At 36.7% G+C, this 17,621-nt stretch carries 17 protein-coding genes and 3 tRNA genes; 13 read left to right on the forward strand and 7 right to left on the reverse strand.

All coding sequences use genetic code 11. From position 1 onward, the window contains the following. Nucleotides 1-29 precede the first annotated feature (29 nt). A complete protein-coding gene (gene proC / locus HV560_RS00230) occupies nt 30-848 on the forward strand; it encodes a pyrroline-5-carboxylate reductase (RefSeq protein ID WP_176811888.1) in 819 nt (272 codons plus the stop codon). Further along, the gene (locus tag HV560_RS00235; RefSeq protein WP_176811889.1) at nt 845-2,002 is read left to right on the forward strand and encodes a 3-phenylpropionate MFS transporter; all 1,158 of its coding nucleotides are present in this window, start codon (nt 845-847) and stop codon (nt 2,000-2,002) included. The genes proC and HV560_RS00235 overlap by 4 nt, the downstream gene beginning before the upstream one ends. A gap of 53 nt (nt 2,003-2,055) precedes the next feature. Here HV560_RS00235 and HV560_RS00240 read toward each other — a convergent pair whose 3' ends face one another. Beyond that, nucleotides 2,056-2,268 carry a cold-shock protein gene (locus HV560_RS00240; protein ID WP_159628503.1) on the reverse strand — a complete coding sequence of 71 codons (213 nt, stop codon included), beginning with the start codon at nt 2,266-2,268 and terminating at the stop codon, nt 2,056-2,058. Nucleotides 2,269-2,628: 360 nt separating this feature from the next. Between HV560_RS00240 and proQ the strand changes: the two genes are divergently transcribed. From proQ to HV560_RS00265, 5 genes are all read left to right on the forward strand, one after another. After that, nucleotides 2,629-3,162, forward strand: coding sequence for an RNA chaperone ProQ (proQ, locus tag HV560_RS00245; protein ID WP_176808958.1), 534 nt, complete (start codon nt 2,629-2,631; stop codon nt 3,160-3,162). An 85-nt stretch (nt 3,163-3,247) separates the two neighbouring features. Next, entirely contained in the window at nt 3,248-5,257 is a 2,010-nt protein-coding gene (gene prc, locus HV560_RS00250; protein ID WP_176811890.1) for a carboxy terminal-processing peptidase, read from the forward strand. Between the two features lie 97 nt (nt 5,258-5,354). After that, nucleotides 5,355-6,773, forward strand: a complete 1,419-nt coding sequence (locus tag HV560_RS00255; protein WP_475440220.1) for a L,D-transpeptidase family protein — start codon at nt 5,355-5,357, stop codon at nt 6,771-6,773. Nucleotides 6,774-6,888: 115 nt separating this feature from the next. Then, nucleotides 6,889-7,443 (forward strand): peptidoglycan L,D-endopeptidase MepK, encoded by a 555-nt coding sequence (mepK, locus tag HV560_RS00260; RefSeq protein ID WP_176807353.1) that lies wholly within the window; start codon nt 6,889-6,891, stop codon nt 7,441-7,443. Nucleotides 7,444-7,459: 16 nt separating this feature from the next. Beyond that, nucleotides 7,460-8,092 (forward strand): MBL fold metallo-hydrolase, encoded by a 633-nt coding sequence (locus tag HV560_RS00265; RefSeq protein WP_176811891.1) that lies wholly within the window; start codon nt 7,460-7,462, stop codon nt 8,090-8,092. Between the two features lie 249 nt (nt 8,093-8,341). Here the strand turns inward: HV560_RS00265 and HV560_RS00270 are convergent, their stop codons facing one another. Beyond that, the gene (locus tag HV560_RS00270) at nt 8,342-9,193 is read right to left on the reverse strand and encodes a thymidylate synthase (protein ID WP_176807355.1); all 852 of its coding nucleotides are present in this window, start codon (nt 9,191-9,193) and stop codon (nt 8,342-8,344) included. Between the two features lie 86 nt (nt 9,194-9,279). On the opposite strand from HV560_RS00270, the gene HV560_RS00275 reads away from it, so the two are divergent. The 5 genes from HV560_RS00275 to mltF all read left to right on the forward strand — a co-directional run bounded on the left by HV560_RS00275 (nt 9,280) and on the right by mltF (nt 11,934). Then, complete coding sequence (locus HV560_RS00275; RefSeq protein ID WP_159628509.1) at nt 9,280-9,789, forward strand: hypothetical protein; 510 nt, start codon at nt 9,280-9,282, stop codon at nt 9,787-9,789. Between the two features lie 242 nt (nt 9,790-10,031). After that, nucleotides 10,032-10,126 (forward strand) — tRNA-Ser (locus HV560_RS00280). Nucleotides 10,127-10,138: 12 nt separating this feature from the next. Then, nucleotides 10,139-10,215 (forward strand) — tRNA-Arg (locus HV560_RS00285). A 62-nt stretch (nt 10,216-10,277) separates the two neighbouring features. After that, a tRNA-Arg gene (locus HV560_RS00290) sits at nt 10,278-10,354 on the forward strand. Between the two features lie 107 nt (nt 10,355-10,461). Further along, complete coding sequence (mltF, locus tag HV560_RS00295) at nt 10,462-11,934, forward strand: membrane-bound lytic murein transglycosylase MltF (protein WP_176811892.1); 1,473 nt, start codon at nt 10,462-10,464, stop codon at nt 11,932-11,934. A gap of 624 nt (nt 11,935-12,558) precedes the next feature. Here mltF and HV560_RS10490 read toward each other — a convergent pair. The 5 genes from HV560_RS10490 to nadR form a co-directional block, all read right to left on the reverse strand. Continuing rightward, nucleotides 12,559-12,789, reverse strand: a complete 231-nt coding sequence (locus HV560_RS10490) for a transposase-like zinc-binding domain-containing protein (protein WP_420371380.1) — start codon at nt 12,787-12,789, stop codon at nt 12,559-12,561. 217 nt (nt 12,790-13,006) lie between these two features. Next, nucleotides 13,007-13,525, reverse strand: coding sequence for a porin family protein (locus tag HV560_RS00300; protein WP_176807357.1), 519 nt, complete (start codon nt 13,523-13,525; stop codon nt 13,007-13,009). A 19-nt stretch (nt 13,526-13,544) separates the two neighbouring features. Further along, nucleotides 13,545-14,264: a two-component system response regulator ArcA gene (gene arcA, locus HV560_RS00305; RefSeq protein WP_159628512.1), complete on the reverse strand. Its 720-nt coding sequence runs from the start codon at nt 14,262-14,264 to the stop codon at nt 13,545-13,547. Nucleotides 14,265-14,397: 133 nt separating this feature from the next. Next, on the reverse strand, nt 14,398-15,090 hold the full coding sequence (locus HV560_RS00310) for a metallophosphoesterase family protein (protein ID WP_176811893.1): 693 nt from the start codon (nt 15,088-15,090) through the stop codon (nt 14,398-14,400). A 17-nt stretch (nt 15,091-15,107) separates the two neighbouring features. Further along, nucleotides 15,108-16,388, reverse strand: a complete 1,281-nt coding sequence (gene nadR, locus HV560_RS00315; RefSeq protein WP_176811894.1) for a multifunctional transcriptional regulator/nicotinamide-nucleotide adenylyltransferase/ribosylnicotinamide kinase NadR — start codon at nt 16,386-16,388, stop codon at nt 15,108-15,110. Nucleotides 16,389-16,577: 189 nt separating this feature from the next. On the opposite strand from nadR, the gene ribF reads away from it, so the two are divergent. Next, nucleotides 16,578-17,540: a bifunctional riboflavin kinase/FAD synthetase gene (ribF, locus tag HV560_RS00320; RefSeq protein ID WP_176807361.1), complete on the forward strand. Its 963-nt coding sequence runs from the start codon at nt 16,578-16,580 to the stop codon at nt 17,538-17,540. The last annotated feature ends 81 nt before the right edge of the window (nt 17,541-17,621 follow it).

Raw genomic sequence — 17,621 nt, forward strand, 5'->3', positions numbered from 1 at the left:
CTAGCTTCAACACAATAGAGAATTTGCAAATGAAGAGTAAAAAACTTGCCTTTATCGGCACGGGCAATATGGCATTTGCCATTATTCAAGGTTTATTAAAAAGCAATTACCCTGCCTCTCAAATTATTGCGTGCAATAAAAGCAATTTAGCTCGCCGAGAAGCACTACAAGCGGTCGGAATTGCGACAAATTTTGCAAATCGGGAGGCGGTTGAGCAAGCGGAAGTTATTGTGTTAGCAGTTAAACCTCAAATGATGGCAGAGGTTTGTGCAGAATTTGCCGACCTCGATTCTTCAGACAAATGGGTCATTTCTGTTGCTGCGGGCATTTCGGTAACACGCTTGGAAACATTATTACCGAATGCTAAAAACATCATTCGTACTATGCCCAATACGCCATCGCTGATTGGTGAAGGAATGACAGGGCTATTTGCAAAAAAATCGGTCAATTCGACCGCTTGTCAATTTGCTGAAGAACTGATGTCTGCGGTGGGCAAATGCTATTGGGTGGATACGGAAGACAAAATCAATCATATTATTGCCATTACAGGCTCAAGCCCCGCCTATTTCTTCCGCTTTATGGAAGCAATGCAACAAAGTGCAATCCAAATGGGCTTTTCTGAGCAAGATGCAAGGCTACTTGTTCAATCTGCGGCATTAGGTGCGGCAAAATTAGTTGCATCAAACCCAGCAACGCCGATTTCCACCTTACGAGAAAATGTCACCTCCAAAGGTGGCACAACAGCAAAAGCATTGGACGTTTTTGAACAGCAAAATTTAGCTAAAACCGTAGAGAACGCAATGTGGGCGGCAATTCACCGTGCTGAAGAAATGGAGAAATCGTTGTGATAGTGGTTTCGCCTTTTAAATGGACAGCATTTAACTATTTTGGCTTTTTTTGTGCTTACGGAGTGATATTGCCTTTTTTACCTGTTTGGTTAAAACATTATGGATTCTCCACTGAAATTATTGGATTATTGGCTGCAGTGGGCTATTTATTTCGTTTTGGCGGTAGTATGCTTGCTTCACAACGAGTGAAAACGGTGAGCCAGCTCATTCCAACCGCCCGAGCCTTAACGTGGCTGAATGTAGTGGCAGCAATTGCGTTAGCATTTTCAGGCAGTTCGATTTGGCTTGTTTTTCCTGTTTTAATGCTATTTCAAATGTTTAATTCAGGGGCAATGCCGCTTGCAGACAGCATTGCCTCTCTTTGGCAGCGACAAGTTGGGCTAGATTATGGCAAAGCACGGCTTTTCGGTTCAATCGCTTTTGTGGTTGGCTCCCTTTCAGGTGGCTATTTCATTGGGCAGTTAGGCGAAGATGTTGTAGTTTGGGTGATTGTTGGGTTTTTGATATTTTTCGGTGTCGGGCAACTAGCCAAACCGACCCTAGGCTTTGAAGAACAAAATGTAGCAAGTAGTGGCTCAAATGTGACTTACGCTGAATTATTAAAAGAGTCTGCTACCTTACGAATGCTAATTGCAGTATCGTTAATAGGCGCTTCCCACGCAGCTTATTACACTTACAGCACCATTCATTGGTCAGATGCTGGCATTTCGACAGAAATGACAAGCCTATTTTGGGGATTGGCAGTAGTCGCGGAAATACTCTTCTTTTTAGTGTCTAAACGGCTGTTTAAATCTTGGAAAATCAGTCATTTAATGATTCTCTCTGCCGCATTTGCTTTCATTCGTTGGGGAATTATGGGGAGTACAACAGAGATTGCTTTGATAATTTTTGCTCAATTTTTACACTCAGTTACTTTTGGTGCCTCTCATATTGCAATGATTCGTTATATTTCGATGCAATCTGCAGACAGGATTACAAAGTTACAAGGATTGTATTTTGGTTTAGCGAGTTGTGCTGTTATGGCAGTATTTACATTTGTATCGGGTATGATCTACGAATATTCTCCAAGTTTAACTTTCTGGATAATGGCCGCTTTTGTTCTGCCAGCGATATTTATTGTACCGAAGAAATTTGAAGTGCAAATTTTGAAATAAATATAAAAAATGCCGACATTATGTCGGCATTCTCGAAATTGTTTAATGTTTAATTAAATTTTTTTCACGTTTACGGCTGATGCACCACGTTCTGAATCTTGAATTTCAAATTGAACTTTTGCACCATCTTCTAATGTACGGTACCCATTGTTTGTTTCAATTGCAGAGAAGTGAACGAACACATCTTTACCACCTTGATCAGGGGTGATGAAACCAAAACCTTTAGTTGAGTTGAACCATTTCACTGTGCCGGTAACTGCTGACATAACATTTTCCTTATAAAAATAAAAAGTAATAAAAATAGATAGCTAAACGGGATATTACAACAGACGCATCTATCAATCACTTGCCCAATTTTTATTGGGGGAAATAATAAAAAGATTCAACTATTTAACTCTAACGCACGAACAGCTTTCGCTATTAGACCACTTATTCGTTTTTGAAGCAAATTATTTTTATACTTTTATGAAAATTCACCTGAAAAAGAGTCTATCGTTTTTATGATAGGAATGTACAATTTATATAGACGAAGCTTTATAAATAAAATATAGTATTGAGTCGGAGATTTTAATCTTACTTAACAAATTCTCGAATTTTATTTATTAATGGAACTTATTATGTCAGTTATGTCGGAACAACAAGTAGAGCAAACAATAGAACAAACTAACAATAAAACAAATCCAAGCACAAAGGAAGTGATTGCGTATTTAGCGGAAAAATTTCCGCTTTGCTTCACTGTTGAAGGAGAAGTGAAACCCTTAAAAGTAGGGCTTTTCCAAGATTTGGCAGAAGCATTAAAAGATGATGAAAAAGTCAGTAAAACCTTGTTGCGTCAAGCATTACGTAACTACACAAATTCTTGGCGCTATTTGGCGGCAAGTCAAGCAAATGTCGCTCGTGTTGGTTTGCAAGGTGAAGAAGTAGGTTGTGTTACAAAAGAAGAAGCTATTCATGCGTCAGAAACCTTAGCTGAAGCGAAAGCAGCTGTGGCAGAGCGTAAATTACAAGAACGTAAAGCACAGCGTAAAGAATTCTTTAAACAAAAAGCACGTGAAGAAAATGCTAAAAAGCGTGCAGAATCTAAAGTGAAAAAAGTACATTTACCAAAAGCGTCAGAGGAAAAATTAGCGGCTTTAGCAAGTAAATTTGGTCGTCAATAGTTTTCTATCTGGTTTACAGTTACAAGCGGTCAAATTAACGTAGATTTTTACACATTTATGACCGCTTGAATATTTGGAAAAGAAGATGAAATTAATAAAATTCAACAATATATTTGCGATAACTTTAGGTTTATTGCTAAGCAATGCTTTTGCGGTTCAACCCGATATAAAAGAGAGTGGAATTACTATTCCCAAACCCAGCGAGCAGCACAGCTTATCTACCAAGAGAGTAACGGCTCGCTTAACGCAATCTCACTATCATAAATTCCAATTAAATGATGCTTTTGCACACAAGATTTTCAATCGTTATATTGATTGGCTTGATCCGTCTCACAATACTTTCCTACAATCTGAAATTGATGAAATGCGTAGCAAATATGCCTCATTATTAGATGATGAATTATATGCAGGAAAGTTAGATTCTGCATTTGCGATATATGAGTTGATGTCCAAACGCCGTTACGAGCGTTATAGTTATGCCTTATCTTTATTGGATAAAGAACCCGATTTAAAAAGCGATGATAACATTGAGATAGATCGCGAAGATGCTGCATTTCCAACAAATATAGAAGAAGCAAATACACTTTGGAAGCAACGTGTTAAAAACGATATTATTAATTTGTATTTAAAAGATAAAAAATGGCCTGAAATTAAGAAAACCTTAACTAAGCGTTATAATTTTGCAATTAAGCGTTTAACACAAGTAAAAGCAGATGATATTTTACAAACTTACTTAAATTCATTTTCTCGTGAAATCGACCCACATACGAGTTATTTATCGCCTCGTGCAGCAAAAGCCTTCCAAGAAAGTATGAACCTTTCATTAGAAGGGATTGGAGCAACGCTTACACAAGAAGATGATGTAACCAGTATAAAATCCCTGGTGCCAGGTGCACCTGCTGCTAAAAGTAAGAAACTAGTAGTGGGCGATAAGATTGTGGGAGTAGGCCAAGGTGAGAAAGGTGAAATCGAAGATGTTATCGGATGGCGTTTAGATGATGTCGTTGATAAGATTAAAGGTAAAAAAGGCACAAAAGTACGCCTAGAAATTGAACCAGAAAAAGGTGGAAAAACCAAAATAATCACGATTGTGCGTGATAAAGTGCGGATTGAAGATAGTGCAGCTAAATTAACAGTTGAGAAAGTTGATGGAAAAAATGTCGGCGTAATTAAGATCCCAACATTCTATATTGGTTTAACCGAAGATGTGCGTAAATTACTTACGCAAATGAGTAAGAAAAATGTTGAAGGATTGATCATTGATTTGCGTGAAAATGGTGGAGGTTCATTAACTGAAGTGATTGAATTAACGGGGCTGTTTATTAAAGGCGGACCTGTTGTTCAAGTCCAAGATGCGTTTAATCGTATCAAAATATACGAAGATCCAGAATCTAAAATCATTTACGACGGCAAAGTTATGGTAATGATTAATCGCCACAGTGCTTCTGCCTCTGAAATTTTTGCTGCTGCAATGCAAGATTATAATCGTGCGATTATTGTTGGTCAGCAAACCTTTGGTAAAGGGACTGTACAACAAAGCCGTTCATTGAATTTTGTGTATGATTTAGATAAAGAACCTTTAGGTTTTATTCAATACACCATTCAAAAATTTTATCGTATTGATGGCGGTAGTACACAGCTAAAAGGGGTAGAGCCAGACATTAAATTTTATGAAATTATTAATGCGGAAAAAACAGGGGAAAGTTTTGAAGATAATGCACTACCTTGGGATAAAGTGCCTGCGGCTCATTATCAAGAGGCTGATAATGCACGAAATGCAGTGTCAGTATTAAAAACAAAGCACGAAGAACGTATTGAGAAGCACCCCGAGTTTATTGTATTAAATGAGAATATTGCAATTCGCAAAGAACGTGATAATCGTAAATTTTTGTCATTAAACTTGGCAGAGCGTTTAAAAGAAGGTAAAGCAGATGATGCTAAACGTTTAAAAGACATTAATGCACGTTTTGCCCGAGAAGGTAAAAAATTATTGAAAAATATTGATGATTTACCAAAAGATTATGAAGCACCTGATTTTTTCTTGAAAGAAGGCTTACAAATGATAGTCGATTGGTCACAAATTGATAAAAAATGATAAATCTGTAATATACACATCAAATATTACCGCTTAGGCGACTAAGCGATCTATTTTTTGAGTAAATTTGCAAATAATGGATTAAGAGGAAGAGTGGGTGAGAATCTTTAAATTATTAATTATGATGATGGCTTTTTCAGGCGTTGCAGTAGCTGAAAAGACAACAGTTATTCATATTTCAGCTGTATCTGTTGTGCAAGATACCATTTTGCCTCAATTAAGTTTAGCAGCTCAGCAGGCTCGTGCAGCAGAATTAATAAAACAAGCAGAGGCTAGAGTGATGCAAGAGATTGGTCATAATGCCTTATTACTAAGCCAAGCCACGATGAAAGTGTATTTAGATAATGAGTTTGCCACAATGTGGCATGATAAGGTAGCAGAAAAAGCCTTTTTAAAGGAATATGCTCTATTTGCTGCAAGTGGCGTGTCGTCTAAATCTGCAAAAGCATTACAACAAATCTTAAACCAGCCAGAAGGTTTAGCAAAAGACATTTTATTGACCGATGGTTTTTTAGATTACTTGTATTACAACAAAAATGTCTTTAAATACGCGAATAATTGGTTATATAACTTAGGAAGTTATACACCTAAAGCCCCTTCTTCAGAGCAAATTACGCAATGGACAAATGCAGTAAAAATGGGAGTTGCAGGTGAATTTGTGACTAATCTTGTGCCCCAAAATCACTTATATCGAGATACAGCACAAAGAGTATTAGCAACCGCAGGAGAGGCGGTTAACAACGCTTTCTATAAGCTGGCATTAAATGTTCAACGTTTACGCATTATTCCAAGTTTTGATAATGGTATTTTTGTTAATATTCCGAGTTACCAATTATATTATTTCCGTGATGGCGTGTTATCCCTACAATCGAAAGTTATTGTTGGGCGAGTAGATCGTAAAACACCTGTAATGTATAGCAAATTAAGTAATGTAGTGGTCAATCCTCCTTGGAATGTGCCATCAGGTATTTTAGCTAAGGATATCATCCCTAAATTAGCTCGAGATCCTGCTTATGCCGAGCGAGCAAGTTTTGAGATTCTTGATAGCAGTGGAAATCAGATTGATCCTCACAGTGTAAACTGGTCAGAGTATGTAAATGCTAAAAATGTCCCATATCGCATTCGCCAGAAAGCAGGCGATGATAGTGCATTAGGTCGCTATAAATTTAATATGCCGACAACTGATGCCATTTTCTTACACGATACGCCAAACAGAGGTTTATTTGGTAGAAAACATCGCACTTTAAGTTCAGGTTGTGTACGAGTGGAAAAAGCCGACGAATTAGCTACTATTTTACTTCAAGAAGCAGGTTGGGGATTAGATAAAAAGAACAGAGTGCTAGGTAGTAAAAAAACAACGTCGGCACAAATTTATTCGGATAATCCCGTTTACTTATATTATGTAACGGCTTGGGTTGAAAACGGTAAAGTTCATACTCTATCAGATATTTATAATTTTGATGTAAATATTCCACAATTTTCAATTAGTTGGGAAAAACTAAAAAGTTTGATCTAAATTAAATAATATTATGAAATTCCAAGAAGATCTCAGATCTTCTTGGAACTTTATTTGAATTCAGGAGACTGATTTAACCTAAGCTTTAAATTATTCACTAACCTATGAGGGAAAAATGGAACAAATTGATATTCAACGCCGTAAGTGGTTATCACTCGGCGGACTTGTGTTAGGGGCTAGCCTTCTGCCAAGTCAAGTAATAGCTGCACTTTCTACCTCAGCTCCTGTTGCGTTGCGTTTTCGTAACATTAATACAGGCGATACTTACACAGCAAAATTTGGTGTAGGTGGTTTAAACAAAAAAGATCTTGGGCAATTAAATTATTTAATGAGAGATCGACACATCAATCAAGTGAAAGCAATTGATCCGAAACTATTCGTCAAACTGAACCAATTACAACGCCGTTTGGGTTTCCAGAATGCAGAGATTTTAGTATTAAGCGGTTATCGCTCTCCTCAAACTAATGCAAAAATGCGTAGCAGAAGTCGTGGTGTTGCAAGCAACAGCTACCATATTCTTGGTAAAGCGGTTGATTTTAGAGTTTCTGGCGTTCCTTTAGCTAAAGTAAAGCAGGTGGCTGAAAGCCTAAATAATGGCGGAGTAGGCTACTATCCGCGTAGTAATTTTATTCATGTTGATACAGGTCCTGTTCGTACTTGGAGAGGCTAACAAGCGGGCATATTTTATGTTTAATTTGCAAATTATTCCTGTCAGCCCATTTCAACAAAACTGTACTGTGATTTGGGATGAAAATAAAAACGCTGCCATTATTGATGCAGGAGATGATGCAAATCGCATCATCGAATTTGTACAATCTCAACACTTAAAAGTACAGAAATTGCTAATTACACACGCCCATTTAGATCATATTATGAGTGTTGAGGCACTCAGAGATCATTTTAAAGTTGAGGTATTTGGTTCTCATATCGCAGACAAGCCATTATTTGAACGCTTGCCAGAAATGTGCCAACAATTTGGCTTACCACCGGTAAGGGGATTTTATCCAGACCATTGGTTAGAAGAAAATGATGTAATTGAAGTTGGTGCATTAAAATATACAATTCGCCATTTGCCAGGACACGCGCCAGGTCATATTGGTTTTTTTGATTTTGAGAATAAAATTACTTTTAGTGGCGATGTATTATTCCAAAATAGTATAGGAAGAACCGACCTCTATATGGGCAATCACCATCAACTTTTAGAAACTATTCGTACTAAAATGTTTGATTTAGAGGATGATTTCATTGTTATTCCTGGACATGGTTCACATACTACTATCGGGCAAGAGAAACAAAATAATCCATTTTTGAAGTCATAAAGAAAAAGCAGAATTTTATCTTCAACAGTAAAAGTAACACTTCCTGAATTCAAATTATTTACAAGCGGTCAAAAATGCCTAATTTTCTGCAAAATTGGCTTGCCTTCTGTTTAATATTGCGAATTCAGGCATTATTATGCGAATAGTTCCAAGCCTAATTCATTAACATATTCAATGGAAATTAAAAGGACTGACAGAATGCAGCCCTAGAATCAAATGAGCCCAACTTTTGGAGTCAGATTATTTTTATTAGACCGAGAATGGATATTGAATAGGCGGATGATATTCATAACCTTCCACTTTAAAATCATCTAGAGTTACCCAAGTTTCTAAATCTTTTAATGATTTAATATCAGGATTAATGATTAATTTCGGAGCATTTAACGCTTCACGTTTTAACTGCACATCACGCATCAATTCAAGTTGATCTTCATAAATATGAGCGTTCACAATTTTATGGAAAGCCTGCCCAGGTTTATGCCCCGTAATTTGTGCCATTAAAGCTAGAAAAGTGTAACACTGAATCATATTCCAATTTAAACCTAATGGCACATCTGCAGAGCGTTGGGTGCTATTTAGATAAAGCTTACCATCTAGTAATGAGAAATGATGGCTATATAAACAAGGACGTAAACAACCCATATGAAACACACCCGGGTGGTAGAATGTATAAATTTCACCGCGATTATCAACCCCTTTTTTTAAATCACTAACAATTTGATGCAGTAAATCAACTGCTCCACCATCAGGTTTCGGAAAATTACGCCCAACCGCACCATAAACTAAACCCATATCATCTTCACCCTTACGGTAAGGATTAGATAACCAAGCGGCATTCTCGTTAGCATTTGCATCCCATGATTTAGTCCCCAAACTACGAAAATCAGCAGCATTGTCGTAGCCTCGAATATAGCCTAATAGTTCAGCTATAGCCGATTTCCAGTAGCTTCTTCTGGTAGTAACTAAAGGGAATTCACCGTTTTCAACATCATAGGTTAAATCAGCATTAATGACTGTAAGGCAACGCTTAGCTGTACGCTCATTCGATACCCATTTCCCTTCATTTACAATCCGATTACACAAATCTAAATACTGCTTCATAGTTACCTCATAAAATTTTTAAGTAATTTTGCCATTTCTTCGGTAAAATAGCTAAAACTTTATGACAAACACAATAGGGGTTATAGATGAAAAAAACAATTAAGTCTATTTTAATGATGACTACAATAGCATTTTTAGTCGCTTGCTCATCAAATAAAAATGGTTGGAAGCTCTTAAATTATTCAGCAGTAGATCAAAAATCTTATGCAATTGCTTACAGCACAACCGCACAAACTTATCAAGACCGAGTAAATGAAAGTTATGATATCAACGCCTTTATGAATGGCGTAAATGATTGGTACACAAAAAAAATCACCTTACCGGTTGAACAAATTCGCGCAATGACAATAAACAGAATGTTAGATCATAATGTTTACGCTTATTATAGCGGTGTGCTTTATGCGGCAGATTTACAAGCTAACTTTAATCATTTATCGCCAACTTGCTGGAACTTATTACAACCAACGAGTATGTCGCAAGGCATTCGTGATGCTATGCTAGATTTACAAAAAAATAAAGTACGTAGCGATAACTATATTAAAAATGGCGTTGAGCAAATTTTACAGCATTGTGTAAACAACCTTGCAAAAGATTAAAAAAGAGAAATATCAACGTAATAAAACGAAAATAGCATTTAAATTTACAAGCGGTAACATTTTTAAAAAAATTTACCGCTTTTTTATAAGCCTATGAAATGCTTAATATTTATTCGTAAAAATTAAAAAATCGTCGTTTTGCTTATAACATAATCAAACACGCTGGAATTTAACATTTTCCAGAAAAAGAATTTGACATCTTTTTAAATTCTAGTAATATGTCGCCCACAGACACAGTGAGTGGTGAGATGGCCGAGCAGGCTGAAGGCGCTCCCCTGCTAAGGGAGTATAGGGTTAAAAAGCTCTATCGAGGGTTCGAATCCCTCTCTCACCGCCATTTCTTTATCACGCACCCGTAGCTCAGCTGGATAGAGTACTCGGCTACGAACCGAGCGGTCAGAGGTTCGAATCCTCTCGGGTGCGCCATTTTATTTACTCTAAAAATAAAATGGTCGCTGATAAACTAAATTTTCATAATTTTTAAATACGCACCCGTAGCTCAGCTGGATAGAGTACTCGGCTACGAACCGAGCGGTCAGAGGTTCGAATCCTCTCGGGTGCGCCATTCACTCAATATTTCATTTCTTTCTTTTCACTACTAAAATTAAACTATTATTCCATTAAGCTATAATTTCGGCTAGACTTAACATTTAGTTGAATGAGGATTTTAAATTGAAAGGATTAATTGCTCGCCTTTTTATCGCAATGACCCTACTACTTTGGGCTTGGGATATGATTTTCCCTTGGCAAAAGATTATTCATTCAGAAGCCAATCACTATACTCAAATTCAGCAGAGTAAAAATCTAAAAGTAGGAATGATTAATCACCCCATTTCGTATTTTGTCGGCCCTGAAGGCAAGAGCGGGATAGAGTATGATTTAGCCACTGCATTTGCACAATATCTAAACGTCAATCTTGAAGTGAAAAACTATGATAGCAGCGAAAAGTTATTTGAGGCTTTAAAAAATAATGATATCGACATTGCCGCTGCAGGTTTACTTTATCACCCAGAATTAAATGAAACGTTTCAAATAGGCCCATCTTATTATTCAGCATCTTGGCAAGTCGTTTATAAAAAAGGGACAACTAGACCATATCGACTTTCTGACTTACAAGAATATGTAATTATTCCAAACGGCTCAGCAGTAATTCCTATACTCAATCAACTTAAACAAGACAACCCCCAGCTAAAATGGAAAATTTCAGATAAATTTACCCAAGAAGAATTATTATTAAAGGTAGCACAAGGAGACATTCCGCATACTATTGCAATGTCGGTAGATGTTTCTTCCGCTCAGCATATCAACCCTAATCTTGCTGTAGGCTTTGATTTAACCGATGAAAATCCTGTTTTATGGTATTTAGCTAATAGCTCTTATAGTGAGCTACAGTCCGCTTTACTAGGCTTTATGTCTGATTCAGTAGAAACAGGATTAATTTCTCGTATAGAAGAAAAATATTTTAACCATTTAGCCAAGTTTGATTATGTCGATATCCAAAGCTACTTAAAAGCAATTCAAACTATATTGCCTAAATATGAGCCCCTTTTCCGTGCACATAAAGGAGATTTAGACTGGCAAATGTTAGCTGCAATTGCCTATCAGGAATCTCACTGGGATCCAGATGCAACTTCTCCAACTGGTGTTCGTGGTATTATGATGCTAACTAAAGACACTGCTGATAGAATGAAAATTTCAGATAGAACCAACCCTGCACAGAGCATAAAAGCAGGTTCTGAATATTTACATATGTTAATGAGGCAAATGCCAGAAACTATCCCACAAGAAGATAGGATTTGGTATAGCTTAGCTGCTTATAATATGGGACTAGGGCATCTATTAGATATCCGCAGATTAACTAAACAACTAGGCGGCGATCCAGACAATTGGTTAGATGTGAAAAAAAATCTGCCACTACTTGCAGAAAAGCGTTATTATACAAGCCTGAAATATGGGTACGCTAGAGGCTATGAAGCACTACAATATGTTGAAAATATACGCCGTTATTATGGCAGTATTATTAATTATCAACGAGTTGAGGAGCGAAGAATACTAGAAGAAACAAGAAGTTTATCTGATAATAAATCAATACAGGAGGATACTTCTCATGAGAAGATTGAAGAAAAAGAAAACTCTACCGACTAGGAAGTTACGCCTACGCCAAATCAAACAAATTAAAGACAGAAAAAGGCTAGTTTCTTCACGTAGAAGATCATTTATGCAAATGCAACAAGAAGCATAATTTATTTTCTTTTGGGTGGTAACTTAAAATGGACAAAAGTGTGGGTTTTACCCACTCTTTTGTTTAGAAAATCCTTTATAAACAATACCTTATGCTTCCTGCTTAAGCCGTTATGGACCCGCAGTTTTTCTTTTCATTGTTTAAATAGATTTTCAATCCGATTTGTTGTCTTTTCTATCCCTAATTCCTCATATTTTTCTTACGCAAAAAGATAATCCATATAGCGTTTTAAACTTGCATAAGCACTTCGTAGATTACGGTGTTTATAAGGAAAATAGCCTTTCTCATTCGGTATCTCTGAACGCTCTTCTAAAAAGACTTTGTGCTTCTCATACCAATTAAATGAACATAAAATTCATTTTTTGCGCTATTTTTCAGTGTCTTGACGATATGTTTTAACGCTTTCCCTGCTTCTGACTTATGCTTCTTTCTCAATACCCTCATGACAATCGCAACCATATGAAATTGGCACATTTGGGTAGGTATATCGAATAAATCTTTTCGTCCATCGCAGGTAATTGATTGAATTATATAACCTTTGGGGCTTTATCAAGGTATCGTTGAATAGGGCTGATTGAGCATTGATAACTTTCAGCAAGCTCTTTTAGTGTCTGTTTTCTAATGGAATAATCATCCCAAATTTTGCTTGGATTAAGTAATTTTTTGTGCGAAAAAGTCTTGTTGCAAGATGTGCATTTATAGCGTCGCTTACTGTCTTTTTTACCGTGCTTTTGGATTGTATCTTGTTGGCAAAAAATACATTTTTTATGTTCATAATTTAAAAAAGTGGGTTAAAGCCTTGTAATATATGACTTTAACCCACTTTTTACTAACACTTTTGTCTATTATGCCTGTATTTCGCAGGGCTTGGTCTTTAAAAAATCTGCACCCTCTTAATAAGTTATTTTGAGGATGCAGAAGATTCTACAAGCGGTTATATTTTCGAATAATTTTACACATTATTCATTATATTGCTTAGAAACGATAAGTTGCATTTGCTGTGAAAGCATTGCCTTTTAATTTAGTGTTGCTACGTCTTAGGTTATCACGGGTGTATTCTGCACCAAGTTCAATATCGCTTGATACCGCATATTTTGCCCCTACACCAACGCCAAAACCACGATAGGTTTTGTTTCCTGCTTTAGTAGAGCTCGCGTCAACTTTAACATAAGGAAGTAATGCGGAAGTAATGCGATAGCCTTGTTGATAAGCAACGGTATATTTATTTTGTTGTTTGACATCCTGAGAAACTTTAGTGCTACCGAGTTTCATTTTACCTTGCACAACACCTACTAAGTTATTGCCTTGATCAATACCGTAATCTACCACGAGCACTGGACCTGTTGAATCTTTACCTTTGATTCCATCTACTTTATATTTTGTGGTAGTTACATCAATACCTACACCAACACCAGTAAATGTATTGCCGACGGGGGCTGCAGAGAGATGAGCAGAGAATAAGCAAGCAAGTGCTGCAACAGTTAATTTTTTCATATATGACTCCTCTTTTTTATTAAGATTCGATATTACCACAAAAACGATAACCTTCACCGTGAATCGTGACGATAATTTCTGGGGTGTTAGGGTGATCTTCAAAATGTTTGCGAATGCGACGAATGGTCACATCAACAGTTCTATCGTGAGGTTTTAATTCACGTCCAGCCATTTTTTTGAGTAAATCTTCACGAGTTTGGATTTTACCTGGATTTTCGCAGAAATGTAATAAGGCTCTAAATTCGCTACGAGGTAGCTTCATTATTTCACCCTCTGGAGTAATAAGGCTATGGCTGTGAATGTCTAATGTCCAGCCGTTAAAGCGATAACTTTCAATCTCAGATTGTGCTTTGGCACCATTATCTTTTTCGCACATTGTGCGTTGGAGCAAATTTCTGGCACGAATAGTTAATTCTCTAGGGTTGAATGGCTTCGTAATATAGTCATCAGCTCCAATTTCTAAACCCAAAATCTTATCAATTTCGTTATCACGACCAGTCAAAAACATTAAAGGAAGTTTGCGTTTCTCGCGAATCTCACGCGCTAAAATCAGTCCATTTTTGCCGGGTAAGTTAATATCCATTAATACAAGATTGATTTCTTGCGTATTGAGTACAGCGTGCATTTCTTCGCCATTAGAAGCTTGAAATACTTGATATCCTTCACCTTCAAAAATGCTTTTGAGCATATTCCGTGTGACTAATTCATCCTCAACAATTAAGATTTGTGGGATTTTCATTGTTTTAACCTCTAATCTAATTTATAAATTCTGTTATATAACTTTTATATTACAAATTGCTGAAATTCTACTTATAAATTTTTATATGGAAAGTGTAAAAATGACAATTTGTTTAATTCAATCAAATTTTGAGTTATTTCTCTCTATCATCAACACCGAGTATCAAATAATTTCCGTTGATGTCTGCAAGGCTACGAAAACCAATATTGTAAATATCGCATCCATACTTGACATTCAGATTGTCATAGTGAAAATTATCATGGTGATGTCCGTGAAAAATCTTAGTTGCCCCTAACTTTCTAGCTAGCTGGTTAATCACTGAAAAGCCTTGTGGATGAGGTTTTGGTGCTTCGTGCGTAATTAAAATATCAGCCTTTTCCTGTTCTAATGCTTCAAAATCCGATGGAAATATAGAAGAGCGATGTCTTAATGGTACTCCACCACGCCAAATTTTTTCTTGTGGCGAGTATTGGCAAAAATGAATCGGATCAAAAAACATAGGTCGGTTAGGTGGCATCCAAATATAACCTCTAAAGACGCCACCAATCCCCGCAATTTTTACGCCTTGAATTTCCACTACCCTGCCGTGAATATTGCGTTCTTTCCAATGGCTGTTCCAAATAGCGTCAAAGGCGGCAACGGTTTTGCTATCATGATTACCGTGAATAAACCAAATATCACAATATTGTGAAAGTTTATCTAACTCATCGGGTGTAGTTAGTTGGAGATCGCCTAGAATAACTAGAGCTACATCTTCTTTTTGTTGTTGCAAAATAGGATAGAGATGTTCATAACTGCCGTGCGGATCTCCTGCAAAAAGTATCATTATTATGTCCGTTACTATTACTGTGATTGTGAATCGTTAAGGTTATATTGTTTAAATTGTAATGGAATCGGCTCTTCATTTAAAATCGCCTCAACAACCTCTTTTGCCTGATTATAACGATCTAAATAACTTGGCGATTCAATTTCAATATAAGGAATGCGGTATTTTTCAAGCAATTTTTTCAATAATTGTTGGAATTGTTGGCGTTGTTTCTTGGAGCCTAAACTACGTAAGCCGTCGGCAACCCATTTTGTGTTGTTAGACAGCAAAATCGTGACATCAAATGGATACTCTCGAATCATTGAATCTAAGAATGGGTGAGATTTACCTTCATATTGAATACAAAACGCCTGCGTTGTAATGTAATCAGTATCAATAATCGCTACTTTATGTGCGTGCTTCATCGCATAATCAACATAACGCTGATGCCCTAGTACCATTTGAGGATAGTCGGAATATTGCATTGCCTGTTCATTACCACCTAGTTGCTCAAACACAAATTCACGCCCGAATTCCCAAGCCGACGTAGTGTTAAACACATTTGCCAACTTACTCACTAATACCGATTTACCGCTACTTTCGCCACCTAAAATTGCAATTGTTTTGACAAAGAACGGGCGAACTTCTTTCGGGATAAAACGCCAATATTGAAACGGATTATTACGAATTTGGGTTGCAGAAACATTAAATGATTCACGAGCAGGATCGACTAAATGTACCTCTAAATGCAAATATTTTTCATACGGATCTTTATCTTGTGTTTCGCTACTAAACACAACGGTTGGATTAATATTTTTTTCTGCAAATAACGCTTTGACACGCGTAGACCAACCTTCCCAACCGTTAGGATAACTTGGAATGCCATCTTCGACTAAATGATGAATAAAAATTTGTTTTTGTTGATATTTAAAAATTTGTTGCACCCAACGAAGGCGATCTTCGTTAGTTGGCATACGCTTCATTTTGCTTTGCTCAAAAAGACGTAAATCACGCTCGGAATCAGTACACACAATAACATGTAGCACATCAACTTTACTGAATGCCTCATAGATCATATTAATATGACCTGTGTGAATTGGGTAAAACTTACCAAAAATGACACCAGAACGCTGATTATTATCTTCGACAATCTCTAAAACTGAGTGTAATGCTTTAAGTTTATTGGCACTTGGATTTTTAATTTTGCCGCTCACAAGTTGATTAAAATAGGCTCGTGTTACACCAGCTTGTTCACAAATATCATTCACTTTAAGTTTGAGCTGTTTGCGTTTTTGTTGAAGATAAGTGAAATCTGTCATAATTATTCTCCCTGAGTTTAACTGCAATCATATAGCAAAATGTAGCATTTGAATATCTTTTTATACAAAATAAGCGATATTTATGTCATATTCATATATTCATTAATAACACATAGGATTTTTTTTCCTTTTTTGCCGATTTATCGCTATAATCACAGCAATTTTCACTCATAAAACGGTTTATATTTTATGCAGCTCATCCGAGGCTTTCACAATTTAGACAAATATAGTGCTTTAAACAAAGGCTGTGTTCTCTCTATTGGAAATTTTGATGGTGTGCATATTGGGCATCAAAATATTCTAGCTCGCTTATGCGATAAAGCACTTGAGTTAGGTTTACCGTCAGTTGTGATGATTTTTGAGCCACAGCCTCGCGAATTTTTTGCAAAAAAAAGTGGAAATTTAACCGCTTGTAGCCCACCTGCTCGCCTTATGCGTTTGCGGGATAAGCTAAAATATTTAGAAGAAACAGGCGTGGACTTTATACTTTACGTTCGTTTTAGTGAAAAATTTGCCCAAATTTCAGCAGATGATTTCATTAGTGATTTATTGGCGAAACGCCTGAAAGTTCGTTATTTAAGCGTAGGTGATGATTTCCGATTCGGTGCAAAACGCAGCGGTGATTTTGAAACCTTACGCAACGCAGGCTTAAAATATCGTTTTGCCGTGGAAGAAAGCCATACTCATAGCTTAAATGAAGAGCGGATTAGTAGCTCATTGGTGCGTGAGGCGTTACAAAACAATGACTTAGACTTAGCCGAAAAATTATTAGGTAAACCTTATTCCATTCACGGTCGAGTTGCACACGGTAATAAACTTGGCAGGACGATAGGCTTTCCAACCGCTAACATTATGCTTAATCGCCTTGTTACTCCTGTTCAAGGGGTATTTGCAGTAAAAGTGAACACTAAACAAGGTTGCTACAACGGTATCGTAAACGTGGGAAATCGTCCCACTATTAATGGCACAAAACCACTATTAGAAGTGCATATTTTCGATTTCAACCTCTCTATTTATGGCGAGGTGATTGAGGTAGTATTTCTTCATAAGATCCGCAATGAAATTAAATTCCCTAACTTTGAGGAATTAAAGGCTCAGATTGAAAAAGACTGTCTGCAAGCGGTAGAATTTTTTAAGAAATTTGCAAGTTAAATCTCTCTAGTTTTCAGCCTCATAGGGGCTTAATTATGCTTAACTGAGTACGGTTAGGCGTTGCTAGGTATAAAACAGATA

The organism is Mannheimia pernigra (assembly GCF_013377995.1).
GTDB classification, from domain to species: domain Bacteria; phylum Pseudomonadota; class Gammaproteobacteria; order Enterobacterales; family Pasteurellaceae; genus Mannheimia; species Mannheimia pernigra.